This is a genomic window from Microcoleus sp. B4-C2 (assembly GCF_036705265.1).
Lineage (GTDB): Bacteria > Cyanobacteriota > Cyanobacteriia > Cyanobacteriales > Microcoleaceae > Microcoleus.
Genome location: NZ_JAUBUB010000031.1, coordinates 40,787 through 57,360 on the forward strand (window position 1 = coordinate 40,787; position 16,574 = coordinate 57,360).

The following is a 16,574-nucleotide window of genomic DNA, read 5'->3' on the forward strand; positions in this document are numbered from 1 at the left end:
AGGGCGAAAAGCCTGTTAAGCGAGAATGGTACTCTGGGCGTGAGTTAGATCGGAGATATTGCGTCAAGAATTGACATCGAATATAAGCATCGACAACAAGGCTATTGACGACGCGGTAATGCCGTTTCCCTACTCCACAATAATTCCTCTCATCGCCCTGTCAGTAACAATATCTTTTGTTGTCGTTGGGTTTTGATTGTCTTTGGGAGGTGCGTTTATGTCCTAGGAGAGTGGAGATGATGATGCAGCGTTGGCTGTTTCTTAAATTGGGATGATATAGTGTTAGGGTTCCTTTGGCTCTTATACTCGTTAGCGTGCAGTCGTGGTCGCTTCGAGATACGGGGCAACCTCTGTGGTTGAACATGACGCGCCGGATTGTGCCGTTTGTTTTTTGTTCGTTGCTGTCATTTACTTGGAGCACTGTTGTTTCATCTGGATCTATTTGAATTTGCGGTTCTAGGTTTTTCCATTGACTGTCTGGTATTTGGGCTGGGGGAATGTCGGCTGGGTGAACGGCTATTTGTACGTTTTCTCCTACTTGTTTGAAGCTGGCTTGCCATGAGGTTTTGTCGCGTTTGGCGTTGCTGCGGGCAAGTTCCATTGCCCAATAAGCTCGATCGAGCGATAGCTTTAAACGGTGGTTGTTGATAAACATTAGCCAAGAGGGGGCGACGATCGCACAAAATATTCCTATGATTAAAATAATTATCAATAGCTCAATCATGGTAAAACCTGGGGCAGGTGTAGTGGCTCTGCCTTTGAGCGTTTTATTTATTGACACGTAGATGCACTCCCTGATATTTAGCTGGACAAAAAAACAGCTAGGAGGAGCTATTTTTTATTGGGTATATTTTAACTTTGGGTTTGGCGAGTGTGTAGATCGGTATTTACTGAAAATTTATGCGACTTTAAAAAAACTGCGCCCGATCGCACCAGATCCCGAAGATATGTAGGGAGAATCTAAATGAAAGCAGCCAAGCTAGGAATTGGAGTTTTGAGGCAGGAGGGAGAAGAAAAAGCTCTCCTGAGTTTATGGCGTAAAATATAGCAATCAATACAGTGAGAGGGATGAATTTTTATTTAGGAATGAGAATTAAATAACTTCCACTCTTGAAAGTGGGATGGGCGTCCCGCCCATCCCACAATAACAATTAAAATTATAAGTTATTTAATTCGCGATCCTTAGACTATCTATTAGACTTGGCTGGAGTCAAGGTGAAAACTTGTACTCAAATAGAGGGACAAGTTTACTTTCGATCCTCGTGTTTTAGCATCAGGAATAGTTGGCTATCACTGCGAGAATTATACGGAAGAACTCCATCAGAATCGTGCACAGTTGTGGGCGATCGCGATCGGATATAATCATTGCCCGGTTGATTGTAGGGAAACGGCACTGCGGTGTCCTAATTTCGGGTAATATCAAATCTGTTAGCATCGAAATTATTCATCTATCTATTCTCGACCTCTGGGTAAATGGGCGTCAATCCCTTGTCCGGGGCGGTTAATACATTCTCTTTTTTTCACCGCAGATATCAGGGCTGTTTCATTCTCTTGTAGGGGCTGCCCCCCGTGGCAGCCCCCATGTCTCAAACGCCTGTGAAGTCGTCTCTAGGGGTAGGCATTCTTGGCACTACAAGAGTCAAAATCGGGATTTTCGCGAGAATGAAACCGCCCTGCCCTGCTTGAGGGAGGGATTACTTGTTATCTTGAGGTTTATTTAAAGAATTAAGATGATTGTTCATATCCTGCAAATATTTTGCTAAAACAGGATACTGTGAAGTTGCTAGCAGTGCATCTTTTTTCTGGCTGACTGTTGTTTCTAAGGGCAAAACGCGATAGTTAGTTTTATTGTTCTGAGTATAGCGGTGTACCCAAGTAGGATGTGTTTTTACATCGGTAATTTCTGTGGTTTTTTCGGGAAATTTTTTGCGAATATTTACTTGCAAAATCACGCCTAAGTCTGTATATTTTTTATTCTGACCGGAAATGAAGTTTCCCATTGAATAAATGGCTACAGCTTTGCGGGTTTTGCCATTTTTGCCGGGAAAATTAAAAATTTTGTAAGGTTGGACGACGTGGGGATGGCTGCCGAGAATGATGTCTGCACCGGCTTTTAATAGGTTTTCAACTAATTGTTTTTGTTGGGGGTTTGGCTGTCGCTGATATTCGTCGCCAAAATGCAGGGAAATTGCGATAATATCTGCTCCTTGTTTGCGGGCTTTGGCTATGTCTTTGACTATCTTTTTTTCGTCGATTAGGGAAACTAAGTAATCTTTGCCTTTGGGTATGGGAATGCCGTTTGTGCCGTAGGTGTAGGCTAGCTTGGCTAGTGAAATGTTGTTTTTGGTGCTGATAAAAGTGCGATCGGCTGCGGCGGCTGATGTGGCTGTTCCTATGGCAGCAATTTTGCGATCGCTCAGATTGGCGATCGTCCTAATTACCCCTTTTTCTCCACGATCTAAAGCATGATTGTTCGCAGTTGTCAAGATATTAAATCCGGCTTTTTTAGCAGCATCCGCTAATTGAGCCGGTGCGTTAAATAGCGGATATCCCGTATATCCGCCCGCATCGGAACCCGCTAAAGGTGTTTCGAGATTTCCGATTACCCAATCGCCTGTTGACAGGATACTTTTAACTGGTGCGAAGAAATTGTCAAAATTGTATGTTTTATTTTTTGCGTCGTAGCCCGATCGCGTTTGGGTACTGTGCATCATGATGTCGCCGACAGCAATTAGTTTTGCTTCTTTGATCTCAGACTTGGGTTGGGGGGGAACAGGGGTTGCTATTGGCGAGCGACTTTCTGTAGGCTGTGTGTTGGTTTGTGGCGTTTGGATATTGCAGCTAGCCATTAACAATGCAGCTATTACCGAGAGCGTCGGGGGAAATTTCATAATTTATCTATAGTAATTTATCGTGTTTATGGTATCATTAATAATCGCAATTTATGCAGTTTTTTTTTTTGAACCACAGAGAGCACAGAGAACACAGAGGAAAAGAAGAAAACAGAGATGTTGACAAGTTTTGTTAGGATATCGATGGTTTGCTGGCTACTGGAGAAGGAATGTTTAAAAAATATTTGATTATTGGATTTATCATTTTTGCATCTGTTATCGGTTTAGGTACTTTGAGCTATGCTGAAAGTTGGGCCGATAAACCTTTTGAATTTGCCTTGATTGGCGATTTGCCCTACAGTGCCGAACAGGAAGCACAATTTCCGAGTTTGATTGCAGATATCAATCGATCGCCCGCAGCGTTTGTCGTCCACGATGGCGACATTAAAAACGGTTCTAGTGTGTGCGATGATGCAACGTTTGTCAGCCGCAAGCAGTTATTTGACAATTTTGAGATACCGTTTATTCTAGCTTATGGTGACAATGAATGGACGGATTGCCACCGTTCAAAAAATGGCAGTTACGATCCAGTAGAAAGACTCGCTAAACTGCGGGAAATATTTAGCAACGGTAATCAAAGTTTGGGAAAGCGCACCTTAATTCTCACCCGTCAAAGCGAAAACCCGCAGTTTGCTAAATTCCGCGAAAATGTTCGCTGGATTTATCATGGCGTTGTGTTTTTGGGGATTAATATGCCGGGAAGTAATAACAATTTTGGTCGCACTCCCGAAGCAGATGCAGAATATGCCGATCGCAATTGGGCTAACTTAGCCTGGATCAAAGAATGTTTTGCTTTAGCCAAACGCAGCAACAGCAAAGGAATTGTGTTAGTTGCACAGGCAAATCCGGGATTTGAACTCGATCCGACGGACAAAAGAAGAAGTGGCTACAACGATTTTATCTCCACTCTGGAAACAGAAACAGGCAATTTCCCAGGGCAGGTTGTATTCGTCCACGGCGATACTCACTATTTCCGCATCGATAAACCTTTACCATATTTTACCGATGAAACTCAATTACCGAGAATGAAAAATTTTACGAGAGTTGAAACTTTTGGTTCTCCAAACGTGCATTGGTTGCGGGCTTTTTATGACCCTACTAATCCTAATTTGTTTGAGTTTAAACAGCAGATTGTTCTGCAAAATTAGGCGATATTACACCAGTTTCATGCAAGATAACTATTTTTTGGTTTACACTGAAGATAGGTAGCATTGAGGAATTTATTTATGACGATCGCAACTGAGCGCCTCACCCTTGAAGAATTTCTGAAACTGCCAGAAACCAAACCTGCTAGCGAATATATTGAGGGGGATATTATCCAAAAACCTATGCCGAAAACAAAGCATAGCTTATTGCGATTAAAAGCCTGCAACGAAATTAATCAGGTGACGGAAACTCCCAAGATAGCTTATGCGTTTCCAGAGTTGCGGTGTACGTTTGGCGGTCGATCGATTGTTCCAGATATAGCGGTACTATTGTGGGAACAAATTCAATTTGATGAGAGCGGTGAACCATTGGATGATGTGCTAATTGCGCCGTATTGGGCGATAGAAATTCTCTCGCCACAACAAAGCTCAAATCGCGTAACTAAAAAAATCATTCACTGTCTGCAACATAATTGTCAGTTGGGGTGGCTAATCGATCCAGACGATCGATCGATTTTAGCGTTTTTGCCCAACCAACAACCGCAATTCTGCGAAGGTAGCGATGTCCTTCCTGTGCCCGAAATGATTCCCCTGAATATCACCGCCGAACAGGTTTTTAGCTGGTTGAGAATGCAAGAATGAATCAGGGCGATCGTCTTTTTTGTACCACTTTTAAAAATATCCCGGTGTGGTTTGTAGTGAAGATTTTAGTTTTCATCTCAACTAAGGACTGAAGTCCTTACTAAAAACCAAATTTCCTATTGTCGCCACCTGTCAAATTGGTCTTCGGAACAGCCATTAATAAATTGATTGCTCACCCAACCGTCAAGGATTGTCAAAGTTTCATTAGGAGGATTACCTGAAAACCTGGCCGCAATTTTCACCCACTTACCTTGTCTGCTGACAGCCCTAACTCCGTCTCCCCTTTTCAATTTAGCAACAACTGGGTACTGATTGCCTGGGCCTTTGCGAATGTTAATAGCGCCACCTTCACCAGTAATAAACGAGCATTGAGTTTGCTTTTTTAAAGCTTCTGCTTTTGCGGGAGCCAGAGTTTGCTGCTTGCCGAAAACAGGAAAGCTGTAAAGTGAGAAGCTAAAACTTGCAACGACGGCTGCAATAAAAAAGGCTTTTGATTGAGTGAAAATTAGCATTATTTCATTTCCTTGGATTGGCTGAACTGAAGTCCTGACTATAATTTTTTTTTATAATGACTTCAGTCCTTACTACTAACTGTTATTTGACAGAGGCAAACCATTCGGTAACACCTTGGGCGATCGCCTCGGCTAACTTCTTCTGTTCTGTCGGATTCACAATCCATTCAAACTCTTCGGGATTGATCATAAATCCCAATTCCATTAAAACAGATGGAGTAACGGCAGGACGAGTCATGGCTAAGTTGTTCCAGAATACACCATAACTCGGACGGTTCAACTTGGCAACTAAATAATTGTGCAAAAACATTGCCAAACTGTGCGCTTGCGGGTGAAACCAGAAAGCGCCGACTCCTTTAGTCTTAATCGCGTCGCCGTTATCCGGCAAAGCATTGTAGTGAATTGAAATTGCGATCGCAGGTTCTTCTTTTTGAATCATTTCCACCCTTGGCGGCAAATCCAAATCGACATCTTCTACCCGCGTCATTACCACATTCGCGCCCCGATTTACCAATTCCTGTTGCACCAATTTCGACACTGTTAAAGCTACAGTTTTTTCCCTAATTCCCACTGGACTCACAGCACCTCCATCCTGCGGCCCGCCGTGTCCCGGATCGATGAGAATCTTAATTCCCGACAGCGGTTTTGCTTGCGATACAGGTATCATGCTTGTATTCGCAGGCGGGTGTTTTAAAGACAGCACTAAAGTTGTGCCCTCGTATCTCAACTTATAGCCCCACTGCTGGGCAGATTTGAGATTAAAAGTGTATTGTACTTGCAGCGGCGCGATTTGTTGCCATTCCAAACGCGAAATTACGGGGTCATCGTCGAGGCGAATAATGTCAGTTTGAGCGGTGGTATTGTACAGGGTTAAAGTGAAAGTACGTTCTCCTTCCTGCACGGTGACTGGGACGGGTGTTTCTAAGGGAAATAAGACCTCTGTCCAGCCGGAAACTTGACGCGATCGCGCGCTGCGAATAATCGATCGCGGAGGCACTGCATCCTTGACAATTTGCACTTCCGATGCTTTAATCCAAGCACCGTAATCGAGTCTGAGCCATTCTCCTTCCCGCCCGATAATTGTTGCTCGCGTTCCCTTCGGCAGCGGTGTCATCCGAGAAAAATCTGTACTCGCCCCGGTTCTGGCAACACCCGGATCTGCCGTTACTTCGGCTATTTCTAAGTCAGCCGGAGAAAGAATAGAAATCTTGCCAGTACCTTGTTGGCTGATAGTTTGACCGTTCATTGTTAGCTCAAACGATGGCACGCCTAAATCAACTGTTTCTCCCTTAGATGAGAGGGCGTTCTCAGGGGTTTTACCGCAGCCTTGATACTGTTCGCTGCCGCCTTTTTTGATCGGGGAGTTTTCACCTAAAAGTACAGATTTGTTGTCGGGTAGTTGCACTTGCGATCGCGCTTTTAAAGGAATAGTAACGCCCGCCAATTTTACCGAAACTTGAGCATTCGCAGGTGCGATCGCCCCAAAGCAAATATATTCTCCCGGCAAACTCGCCACATCGACTTTTGGCGTCAGGGAATCTTTAGCAAAAGCCAATCCAACAGGGGCTTCCGGCTGATTCGACTGGCGCGTCACCTTAATTTTGACTTCCTGATTTTCGTGGCGCAAGGTAAAGACATTTTCGCCGAGTTGCAGCGGAAAAGTCGGGGCGAAATGACCGGCTGCGGTGCGCGAAATTTGGTTGCCATTTACCAAAACCTCACCCGTTGCCGGCGCTGTGCCGATAAAAAAGATGCGATCGGCTGTAGTTTTGTGGTTACTGGGAGGATAAGCGACAAACAAAGGTTGAGCGGCGACAGCTACAGAGGCGATCGCCAGGATCATCCCAAACACAACTAATCCTAAAAATTTTCTCATTCTCAATCGCAACTAATTGACACTCTGTGGGTTATTTATACTAGAACTTGCCCTAAGAAACCGGATTTCTGAGGATTAGTCGTAAGTCTTATTTACTAGACAGAGCCCATTTTATCAGGTTTGTAGTTGCAATTGAGCGATCGGCAACATAAATTTCCGCGTCAAACCATTAAGTTTTAATTAATTCCGAGGTGGTTCTCCACAGTTGATCCAACCGATTCGCCGGCATCGTCAAATACAAAACATCCCCCGCACTCAGACAACAATTCAGCAAATCCCAGCCGTGGAGAGTTTGACACTTAGTTTCCACATAAAGAGGCACAAAATCAGCAGACTTAGCAGCATCTTGAATGCGCTGGCCGCAGAAAGGATGGTTTGGCGTAATCAATGTAGCCAAGCAAACCCACAGACTGTCAGCCGTCATTCCGTTGCCCAAAATTCGGCCTCCAATCGCCGCCGCCGCGAAAGCAGGAGCCGCCAATTCCGTCGGGTTCAACACTCCTTCAAACTCAAAAACTTGCTGCACCATCAAAGCAAAATGTGGGTCTTGATTGCGGACAATAACCGATAGTTTGGGTGCCAATCCTTTAGCGCTCAAGGCAATTTCAACATTAGACATATCGCTGCTAGTTACCGCCAAAAGTGCTGCCGCTTGCTTAACATTAGCAGCTTCCAGAGTTGCGGGCAAACTGGCACTTCCCTGAATGAGCGGAATTTTCATTGAGCGAGCCGTGCTCAGAAATCGACTGTTCGGATCTTGCTCGATCGCCACAATATCGTAACCGTTAGTGTGTAGTTCTTTAGCAATTTGGATACCTATTCCTCCGAGCCCGCAAATAATGTAATGATGGCGCTGCGGAACTCGCGCCACATCCCAATATTCGGTAAAGCGAGTTCCCAATACGTAATCGTTGAGCAGTGCGTAGCAGATGCCGATGATGCCGGCTCCAACTAACATCATGACAACTGTAAATAGTTTAATGCTTTCAGGAGCTTGTTCGGCCACTTTTTCATAGCCTCCGGCTCCGGTAATCATCCCTACTGAAAAATAAAGAGAATCGACAATTGAGATATGCTCGTCAACACAAATATAGGTGGCAGTAGCAACGGCAATCATGGCCAGCAGCGTCAGTACAACAATTACTGCTGCTTGGCTGTGCTGCTGAAATCTGTGCAGCTTAGTTAATGTTTTGAGCAGTTTTTGAGTTAAAGTTTTTTGGGGGCTGTGGATAGTCGGCTGAGTGGCAACAATTAGCCGATCGCCCTGCTGACACTGCCGATCGGCAAGCACCGCCGATACTAAATCAGTTTTGTTAGCAGCCGGCAGATAATAAATCAACATTCGCGATCGATCGTCCCACAAATCGCTGAGTTTGCGATTTTTCCAAGGATGTGTTTCATCGATATATTCTTCGTGAATCGGCCAAGTGCGATCGAACAAACGCAACTGTCCGATCGCCTGATTTCCGAGAGCCGCAAAGGCAAAAACCGGAGCAGCCAATGATGAAACGCTCATGGAAGTGTGATCGGGCAAAGTGTGGTCAATTCTGTCGCCCAAGCTAGTATTGAACAATCTATTGATGATGCGAATCTGAGGATTGAGAATCCTCGCTTGCATCAAAATTGCCAAATTTACAGCATCATCGTCTCCTGCAATTACTAAAGTGTGAGCCTTTTGAATGCCCGCTGCCAACAAGGTAGAAGCTGCTTGCAAATTGCCGACAACCACATCAGAGGTTTCGCCGCGAATTGGGCGATCGCTAATACCAACCACAATCGCTCCTTGCTGTCTCAACAAACAAAAAATCTTGTGTCCCGTGTGGCCCAACCCGCAAACAATGATTCGAGGTTTCATAAAAATTTATTTGCCAGCCGATTTCGGAGCTGTGCTTTGTAGTTTTACTTACCATTGTTGACTGTCGTGGCTTTGGAGAATGTAGCTAAAAACACTATCTAGGAAACTTGTGCCACAGTCTCAAAGTGTTGGAAACAAAGAAAGGGCTGTGCCGTGTTCCTAAAGCCACCTTTCCCAGTGTTGAAATAAACACACCACACTGCCATGTACCTACAGACATGAGGTGCAACTAACCTGATTTAATATTTGAAAAATATCCGGGTGCGACAGTCAACCAGCGGAATTTGAATAGGTAGGGACAGGACACTGCCCTGTCCCTACAACTATGACTTCCTAAATAAATTTAGCTGCCTTAGCGGCAGGAGTTATTATGAAATTGACTGCACCCTTATTAGCATCCGCTTTAGTTTTCGCCGGTACTGTCGCCTTGCCAAGCCAAGTGCAAGCAGATCCAGCCAGCAACTCTTGGAATAGCACTAGAACAACATTTCAGTGCGTTACTTCCGGTCGGAATTTTGTCACAATTGCGCGCCGGGGAAATGTCACGACAGATCCAATGATTCTGTGGAAATCTACCGAGTTCGGCCGCGAATATACACCTTGGCAGCGCTGCCAAATTGTTTCCAATCGATTGACCAAAGCTGTTGCCCAGAATGGCGGCAGATTGAGCAACTTGCAGTTAACAACAGGAATTGTTAATAACTTGCCCGTAGTTTGTTATGTGAACGGACGGGGGCGCTGCAACTCTCAAAATCTGCTGTTCACCCTAGACAAGCGCAATGCTAAAAATCCCGGTGAAGCTTTAACGAAATTGATTAATTTTGCCCAAGACGGCAGCGGGCCCGTGGCAGTGTTCAGAACCGGAGCTCCATCGTCTGCACCGCAGTTTGTTCCCTTTGGAGATATGGTCGATCGAGCTTTTAATTCTCCCAATAAAAAACCGTCAGTTCCTGTAGCAAAACCGCAGGGCGATCGAGGTATTTAATCTCCAATTCTACTCGTTATCTACTCGTTACCAGGCTCTGCCTGGTAACGCAGATCAGGAGGCTCTGCCTCCAATTTTCCTGGAAGCTGGCGAGGCAGAGCCTCTGGATATCGGTTCCCAGGCAGAGCCTAGGAACCAGTTAAAGCTGGCGAGGCAGAGCCTCTGGATATCGGTTCCCAGGCAGAGCCTAGGAACCAGTTAAACTTGCACCTGAGAAATTTCTACTCGTTACCAGGCTCTGCCTGGTAACACAGATCAGGAGGCTCTGCCTCCAATTTTCCTGGAAGCTGGCGAGGCAGAGCCTCTGGATATCCGTTCCCAGGCAGAGCCTAGGAACCAGTTAACTAAAAAAACTACACTGTCACCCCTTCAATCTTCTCATCAGTTAACTCGTACAACTCGCGCAACTGCTGCAACTTATCCGCATCCGGCAGCCAAAAACCTCGCCCGTTAGCCTCCAACATTCTGCCGACAATATTGCGAAAAGCTTCAGGATTGGCCTCCCGCAACTTCTTCGCCATCTCTTCATCCAAAGCATAAGTATCAGCCGCCTGATCGTAAACCCAACTATCAGTAAAATCAGCCGTTCCGCCCCAACCAATTAACGCCGTCATGCGCTGCGAAATTTCATAAGCGCCGCCAGAACCTTGATTTGCCATCGCGTTAGCCCACTTAGGATTTAGCAACTTAGTTCGATATTCCAAGCGCAGCAAATCTTCTAAATTGCGCGGAGTTGTATCCTGAGAAAAACTTTCTACAAAACTCGTGTTAACCTTTTTGCCGCGCTGCTTTTCTGCGGCTTTCTTCAAACCGCCAGTATTCGCATAATACTCTTGAATATCAGTCAAACCGTATTCCACAGAATCAATTTCTTGAATTATGCGATCGCACCCTTGCAACAACTGAGTCAAAACCTCCGGCCTCGCTTCCCCCTTATCCTTCCTCCCGTAACTAAAAACATTGCGACTTTCCCAAGTTTTCCCCAACTCATCCCCCGATTCCCAACTACCATCAACAACCCTATCGTTAACCAAAGAACCAAAATCCCCAGCCGGATTAGAAAACAACCTTGCCGAATAATTCTGCACACCTTTGGCCTGCAAAATCAAAGCGTGTTTGCGAATAAAATTCTCCGATTCCGGTTCATCAGCATCCGCTGCCCGCACGAACAAATCATCCAACAATTCAATAATATTGACAAAGCTATCTCGGAAAATACCAGAAAGATTTCCCAACACATCAATCCGGGGATGACCGACATCAGCTAACGGTTTTAATTCATAGCGAACAATGCGGCCAGTACCTTCTTTTAGAGGTTCAGCCCCCACCAATTCTAGCAGAATTCCAATAGATTCGCCCCGCGTTTTAATCGCATCCAAACCCCACAACATCACCGCCACAGTCTCAGGATAATTCCCATGTTCCTCAAGGTGCTTCTCAATAATTTTCCGAGCAATTTCGCGCCCCCTTTCATAAGCAGCAGGAGAAGGCATCCGATAAGGATCTAAAGCGTGAATATTCCTGCCAGTTGGCAACACCCCAGCCCCATCCCGCAACAAATCCCCACCGGGTGCAGGCAGAATATATTCCCCATTCAAACCCCGCAAAAGATTAGTTAATTCATCCGTCGTTTGCAACAACAAATCCCGCACCAACAAACCCTCCTCAAAAACCCCATCAAACCCCTCTTGTGGCACAGGCATCTTGCCTGTGCTGGTTTGTGGCACAGGCATCTTGCCTGTGCTGGTTTGTGGCACAGGCATCTTGCCTGTGCTTGTTTGTGAAACAGGCATCTTGCCTGTGCTTGTTTGTGAAACAGGCATCTTGCCTGTGCTTGTTTGTGGCACAGGCATCTTGCCTGTGCTGATTTGTGGCACAGGCATCTTGCCTGTGCTGGTTTGTGAAACAGGCATCTTGCCTGTGCTGGTTTGTGAAACAGGCATCTTGCCTGTGCTTGTTTGTGGCACAGGCATCTTGCCTGTGCTGGTTTGTGGCACAGGCAAGATGCCTGTGCTGGTTTGTGGCACAGGCATCTTGCCTGTGCTTGTTTGTGGCACAGGCATCTTGCCTGTGCTGGTTTGTGAAACAATTGCTTTCACCTGTTCCTCCGACAACCTATCCCCAAAATAAGCCTCAAGATAAGAGGTCATTTCCTCAGAATTAGGTGGTTCTCCGAGAACGTGTAAACCCGAAGAAAACAATCGAGATTCAACCACCTGCAAATACTCGTACAGCTTCACCAAATAGCGGTTAAAAGCATCAGCACTGAACATTCCCACATTTTCAAAACTAAAAGCAATCCCCAATTTTCGAGCATCCTCAAACGGACAATCAGCCTCCAAACCGCTATCTAAAATTTTCTTACAAATAGCCTCTTTCAGCACATAATTCTTAGCCGTATCTTCCCGATATTCCGCAATCAAATCCCGCAAAGCCATCAATTCCTTGTACAAGCCCGCGCGGCCGTAGGGCGGCACGTTGTGAGAAATCAAAACACCATAACCGCGCCGTTTTGCCAACATCGATTCCGAGGGATTGTTAGCAGCATAGATATAAAGATTGGGCAAACTTCCCAGCAGAATATCCGACCAAGAATAGCCAGTATTTCCCAGAGGAGATCCCGGCAACCATTCAACAGTGCCGTGCATTCCGAAGTGAACCACAGCATCAGCTTGCAAATCATTTTGCAGCCACTTGTAAAAAGCAGCGTATTGAGGGTGAGGCGTCAAATCGCGATCGAACATTAAGCGCATCGGATCGCCCGAAATTCCCAGCGGCGGCTGCAAACCTATCCAAACATTCCCCAGTTGAATGCCACCGATTTGGAACTCATCGCCGTCTGTCTTAATGCCCGTACCCGTTAAAGATTTCCACTGTTTTTCGATACGACTTGTTAACAGATAGCCCAGCCATTTTTCTAAAGTTTTGACATTAACAGTCTCTTTTGTGGTACGGGCATCTTGCCCGTCACAAGTAGCTTCATCCGCCTCTTTCACCCTGCGAATTAACTCCTCACCGTCAGCCGGAATTTCTCCAACTGTATAACCTGCTGCTTGAAGTTTGTGCAGGAAATTTAGCAGCGATTTCGGTACATTTAATAAAGCCGCCGTACCCGCCGCCCCGTAACCGGGAGGAAACCCGTAGAGAATAATCGCAATTTTCCTTTCAGATGGCGGAGTTTGACGTAGTTTCACCCAATTGTTAATTCTACTTGTCAGGCGTTTCGCGCGATCGGGCACCAGATAAATATCCTCACCCACCAAACCGCCCAGGGGAACAGGATCGATCGCGCCATCCAACTCCGGCAAAGCATACAATACCACACTTTGCAAACCTCCAATCCCCTGACGAGTCCAAGAATGGATATCCTGAATCAGCAGAGGTGCGGACACAAAATAAGGTACATTTTTAGCAGTTAAAATGCGTTTAGCAACTTCCACCTGACGCCCCGCCTCCATCGAACCAGCAGGCCCGCCAACCAAAGGAAAGCCAATAGTAGAAACAATCGCATCAACTTCCACGGCATCTTTAGAAAGCGAAAGAGTTTCAATATTGCCTTGTTTTCGGCGCGCAGTTTCACCAGCAGTCGTCATCCAATCCCGCACCGCCACATGGCCTTCAACGCCATTGATAAAAATCGGCAAAGGCACAATTCCCGCATCTTCAAAATAGCGAATTAATTGAGGAATATAAGGCTGCTTGGTGATAACGTGTTTGCGGTAAAGCAAGATGCCCACAACAGGGGATTTTCCTCTGTCTGAATTTTGAGACCAATTGGTCTCAAATTTTGTGGAACGGGCATCTTGCCCGTTAGAAACCCGATCTAAATTTTCAGACAAATTAGTCTCAAATTTTGTGGAACGGGCATCTTGCCCGTTATAACCCTTTCTATCAAGATGTCTAGCCTCTTTTGTGGAACGGGCATCTTGCCCGCTTCTACTCATTTGATTACCGAGATACCAATCCAAATATTGCCGAGGCGATTCAAAATAACCATTATAATCAGGATGCAATAAACCCATATTGGGAGTTTCCACAGGCGGCGGAATTTCTGCAACTTTCAGCCCCAAATATTTTTCGGCAATAATCCAAAACATCGAGACAACATTATCCGCCCCGCCCGCATTCCAGTAACCATAAATAATCAGCCAGTTTCGCAAATCTTGCACTTTTTGCACCGGCACATATTTTAATAACTTCGGCCCAATCTTCAAAAAGCTGATATAACCAGCCAGCTTATCTTCTTCTCGCCCGTTGCTGAACTTATCCAGAATAAACTTAACCGGCTTCGGCATTCCTTTCGGTTTGTCGCCAATTTTAAAAGCGCCGATTTGAGTAAGACTCATCAATTCCAAAGCCGACTCAAAAACCAGGCGAATCGGAATATTTTGCACCCTTTCCCGCAGCCACATTACCGCATCGTAATCAAACAGCAAACTCCCGAAAAACACATCAGCATTCAAGAGGGCGGCTGCTACAGCTTCGGGTTCGTCTGCGAGGGCGCGATCGCTAAAAACCCGTACTTCCAATCCCTGACACCCAGAAACAGCCAACTCAGCAGCTTTCCGGTACAAATCAGCATTAAAAGATTCAAACCCTGCAATTAAGACAATGCGTTTCACAGCCAAACCTCGAAATATTTATTGATTGTAGCCTGTTTTAATTAGGTTATATTATATTAGATAGCATCCTCGGTGGGGGTGGGGCGGGTTTAGTAGATTTCTGGTGTTGTATTGCAGACCTTGGCGAACCCGCCCCTACATTACCAATTATCAATTATCAATTCCTAATTTCCGTCGCAACTCTCATAAAATCTAAAATCTAAAATCTAAAATCTAAAATGGTTCGAGTTCCTCCCGCAATTGTTATCTTAGGTCAAAACAGCCTGCCGATCGCCAAAAAAATCTCCGCACATTTCCCCGGTTCCCAGATTTACGGTTTAATCGATCGCACTTCCAACACAGACATCAACTTTAGCAACTTCGGCGAAACATTGCGGGAATTATTCGCAACAGAAACCCCAATCATCGCCATCTGCGCCGCCGGAATAATCATCCGCACCCTCGCCCCGCTGCTGTCAGACAAACGCGCCGAACCGCCAGTTTTAGCCGTCGCAGAAGACGGAAGCGCCGTCGTACCGCTGCTGGGCGGTTTGCACGGCGTTAATGATTTGGCCAGGGAGATTGCAGCAGCCCTGGGCGTACAACCTGCAATTACCACCACCGGAGATATCCGGTTTCGCACCGCGCTGCTGAGTCCTCCCCAAGGCTATTATTTAGCGAATCCAGAGGACGCGAAGACTTTTATTTCAAATTTGCTCGCCGGAGCAAAAGTACGCCTAGAAGGGGCTGCAAGCTGGCTTTCTGAGAGCAATTTGCCGATAGCCCCCGACGCAAAATTGACGATCCGCGTCACCGAAAAAGCAATTGCGCCAACGCCAGATTGTTTAGTTTACCATCCGCAAATTGCAGCAGTTGCACTCACAAAGCTATCGAATATTGAGCCAGAAATAGCGGTTTCATGTGTCCAGCAAGTCTTGGAAAATGCAGGTTTGGCCCCAGCTTCCGTTGCGGGATTTTTTGCATTAAAAGATGAGATGGGAAATCGGGCACTTGAAGCAGTTTCACAATATTTTAAAGTCCCAGTCCGTTTTTTCAATCAATCGGAACTTGTCGAATTAGACTCAATTGAATTCATCGAAAATCAGGCCGCACAAATTGCCCTGACAGCAGCCGGTGCAAACAGTCACTTAATCGAGTACGATCGCACTTTATCCCTGAATTGCGCGATCGCCCTGGCCGCCCAACCCTTTGATGCTAGGGCGATCGGAGTTAGCCGCGGCAAACTGGCGATCGTCGGTACCGGCCCCGGAGGCGCGCCCTGGATGTCCCCGGAGGTTAAGGAAATTCTGCGCGAAGCCACGGATTGGGTGGGTTACAAGTTCTATCTCGACTTAGCTGGAACCCTGCGGGAAGGACAAAAGCGGCACGATTCCGACAACCGCGAAGAGATTGATCGCGCCCGTTTTGCCCTAGATTTAGCAGCATCGGGCAAATCTGTCGCCGTGGTTTCGTCGGGAGATCCGGGTATTTTTGCGATGGCGGCGGCGGTGTTTGAGGCGATCGACTTTGATGCCAAACCCGAATGGCAAGGCATCGATATTCGGGTGGCACCGGGCATTTCAGCCATGCAGGCGGCCGCTGCTGCGATCGGAGCACCCCTCGGACACGATTTTTGCGTGATTTCGCTTTCGGATATTCTCAAGCCTTGGGAGGTCATTGAACAGCGGATTTCTGCTGCTGCGATCGCAGATTTCGCGATCGCATTTTACAATCCCATCTCGAAACAGCGGATTTGGCAACTCGCAAGGGCGATCGAGATTTTGTTGCAAAGTCGCGATGCTAAAACCCCCGTCGTACTAGGGCGAAACCTCGGCCGGCCCGGTCAATCTGTGCGGGTTTGCACCCTCGGCGAATTCCAGCCCCAAGACGCTGACATGAGAACTTTAGTGATTGTCGGTTCCAGTCAGACTCGGATTATTCCCCGCAAATATGGAGATGTTTGGGTTTACACGCCGCGCAGGTACGAAAAATAAGGATCGCGAATTAAATAACTTACAATTTTAATTGTTATTGTGGGATGGGCGTCCCGCCCGTCCTTTTTGGACG

10 protein-coding genes are annotated in these 16,574 nt (G+C 46.3%); 4 read left to right on the forward strand and 6 right to left on the reverse strand.

The genetic code is table 11. From position 1 onward, the window contains the following. Positions 1 to 160: 160 nt before the first annotated feature. Both QUB20_RS11980 and QUB20_RS11985 read right to left on the reverse strand, forming a co-directional pair. Positions 161 to 781, reverse strand: coding sequence for a transcriptional regulator (locus tag QUB20_RS11980; RefSeq protein ID WP_333291375.1), 621 nt, complete (start codon positions 779 to 781; stop codon positions 161 to 163). Positions 782 to 1,694: 913 nt separating this feature from the next. Then, positions 1,695 to 2,891: a CapA family protein gene (locus tag QUB20_RS11985; protein WP_333250562.1), complete on the reverse strand. Its 1,197-nt coding sequence runs from the start codon at positions 2,889 to 2,891 to the stop codon at positions 1,695 to 1,697. A 170-nt stretch (positions 2,892 to 3,061) separates the two neighbouring features. Here QUB20_RS11985 and QUB20_RS11990 point away from each other — a divergent pair, with 170 nt between their 5' ends. Together QUB20_RS11990 and QUB20_RS11995 are read left to right on the forward strand one after the other, a co-directional pair. Then, a complete protein-coding gene (locus tag QUB20_RS11990; RefSeq protein ID WP_333238538.1) occupies positions 3,062 to 4,039 on the forward strand; it encodes a hypothetical protein in 978 nt (325 codons plus the stop codon). Positions 4,040 to 4,117: 78 nt separating this feature from the next. Beyond that, complete coding sequence (locus QUB20_RS11995; RefSeq protein WP_333234107.1) at positions 4,118 to 4,678, forward strand: Uma2 family endonuclease; 561 nt, start codon at positions 4,118 to 4,120, stop codon at positions 4,676 to 4,678. A gap of 116 nt (positions 4,679 to 4,794) precedes the next feature. On the opposite strand, the gene QUB20_RS12000 is transcribed toward QUB20_RS11995, so the two are convergent. The 3 genes from QUB20_RS12000 to QUB20_RS12010 form a co-directional block, all read right to left on the reverse strand. Further along, positions 4,795 to 5,190, reverse strand: coding sequence for an SH3 domain-containing protein (locus QUB20_RS12000; RefSeq protein WP_333238543.1), 396 nt, complete (start codon positions 5,188 to 5,190; stop codon positions 4,795 to 4,797). 82 nt (positions 5,191 to 5,272) lie between these two features. Continuing rightward, positions 5,273 to 7,066, reverse strand: coding sequence for an N-acetylmuramoyl-L-alanine amidase (locus QUB20_RS12005; RefSeq protein ID WP_333250559.1), 1,794 nt, complete (start codon positions 7,064 to 7,066; stop codon positions 5,273 to 5,275). A gap of 169 nt (positions 7,067 to 7,235) precedes the next feature. Further along, positions 7,236 to 8,921 carry an NAD-binding protein gene (locus QUB20_RS12010; protein ID WP_333250557.1) on the reverse strand — a complete coding sequence of 562 codons (1,686 nt, stop codon included), beginning with the start codon at positions 8,919 to 8,921 and terminating at the stop codon, positions 7,236 to 7,238. Positions 8,922 to 9,291: 370 nt separating this feature from the next. Between QUB20_RS12010 and QUB20_RS12015 the strand changes: the two genes are divergently transcribed. Further along, positions 9,292 to 9,906 carry a COP23 domain-containing protein gene (locus QUB20_RS12015; protein ID WP_333250556.1) on the forward strand — a complete coding sequence of 205 codons (615 nt, stop codon included), beginning with the start codon at positions 9,292 to 9,294 and terminating at the stop codon, positions 9,904 to 9,906. Between the two features lie 353 nt (positions 9,907 to 10,259). Here the strand turns inward: QUB20_RS12015 and QUB20_RS12020 are convergent, their stop codons facing one another. Beyond that, on the reverse strand, positions 10,260 to 14,528 hold the full coding sequence (locus QUB20_RS12020; protein ID WP_333250554.1) for a cobaltochelatase subunit CobN: 4,269 nt from the start codon (positions 14,526 to 14,528) through the stop codon (positions 10,260 to 10,262). Positions 14,529 to 14,746: 218 nt separating this feature from the next. Here QUB20_RS12020 and cobJ point away from each other — a divergent pair, with 218 nt between their 5' ends. After that, positions 14,747 to 16,501: a precorrin-3B C(17)-methyltransferase gene (gene cobJ, locus QUB20_RS12025; protein ID WP_333250551.1), complete on the forward strand. Its 1,755-nt coding sequence runs from the start codon at positions 14,747 to 14,749 to the stop codon at positions 16,499 to 16,501. Positions 16,502 to 16,574: the final 73 nt, after the last annotated feature.

Coding starts and splice junctions, on each gene's coding strand:
- cobJ (WP_333250551.1), top strand. CDS start 14,747: ATGGTTCGAGTTCCTCCCGCAATTGTTATCTTAGGTCAAAACAGCCTG.
- QUB20_RS12015 (WP_333250556.1), top strand. CDS start 9,292: ATGAAATTGACTGCACCCTTATTAGCATCCGCTTTAGTTTTCGCCGGT.
- QUB20_RS12005 (WP_333250559.1), bottom strand. CDS start 7,066: ATGAGAAAATTTTTAGGATTAGTTGTGTTTGGGATGATCCTGGCGATC.
- QUB20_RS12010 (WP_333250557.1), bottom strand. CDS start 8,921: ATGAAACCTCGAATCATTGTTTGCGGGTTGGGCCACACGGGACACAAG.
- QUB20_RS11990 (WP_333238538.1), top strand. CDS start 3,062: ATGTTTAAAAAATATTTGATTATTGGATTTATCATTTTTGCATCTGTT.
- QUB20_RS12000 (WP_333238543.1), bottom strand. CDS start 5,190: ATGCTAATTTTCACTCAATCAAAAGCCTTTTTTATTGCAGCCGTCGTT.
- QUB20_RS11985 (WP_333250562.1), bottom strand. CDS start 2,891: ATGAAATTTCCCCCGACGCTCTCGGTAATAGCTGCATTGTTAATGGCT.
- QUB20_RS11995 (WP_333234107.1), top strand. CDS start 4,118: ATGACGATCGCAACTGAGCGCCTCACCCTTGAAGAATTTCTGAAACTG.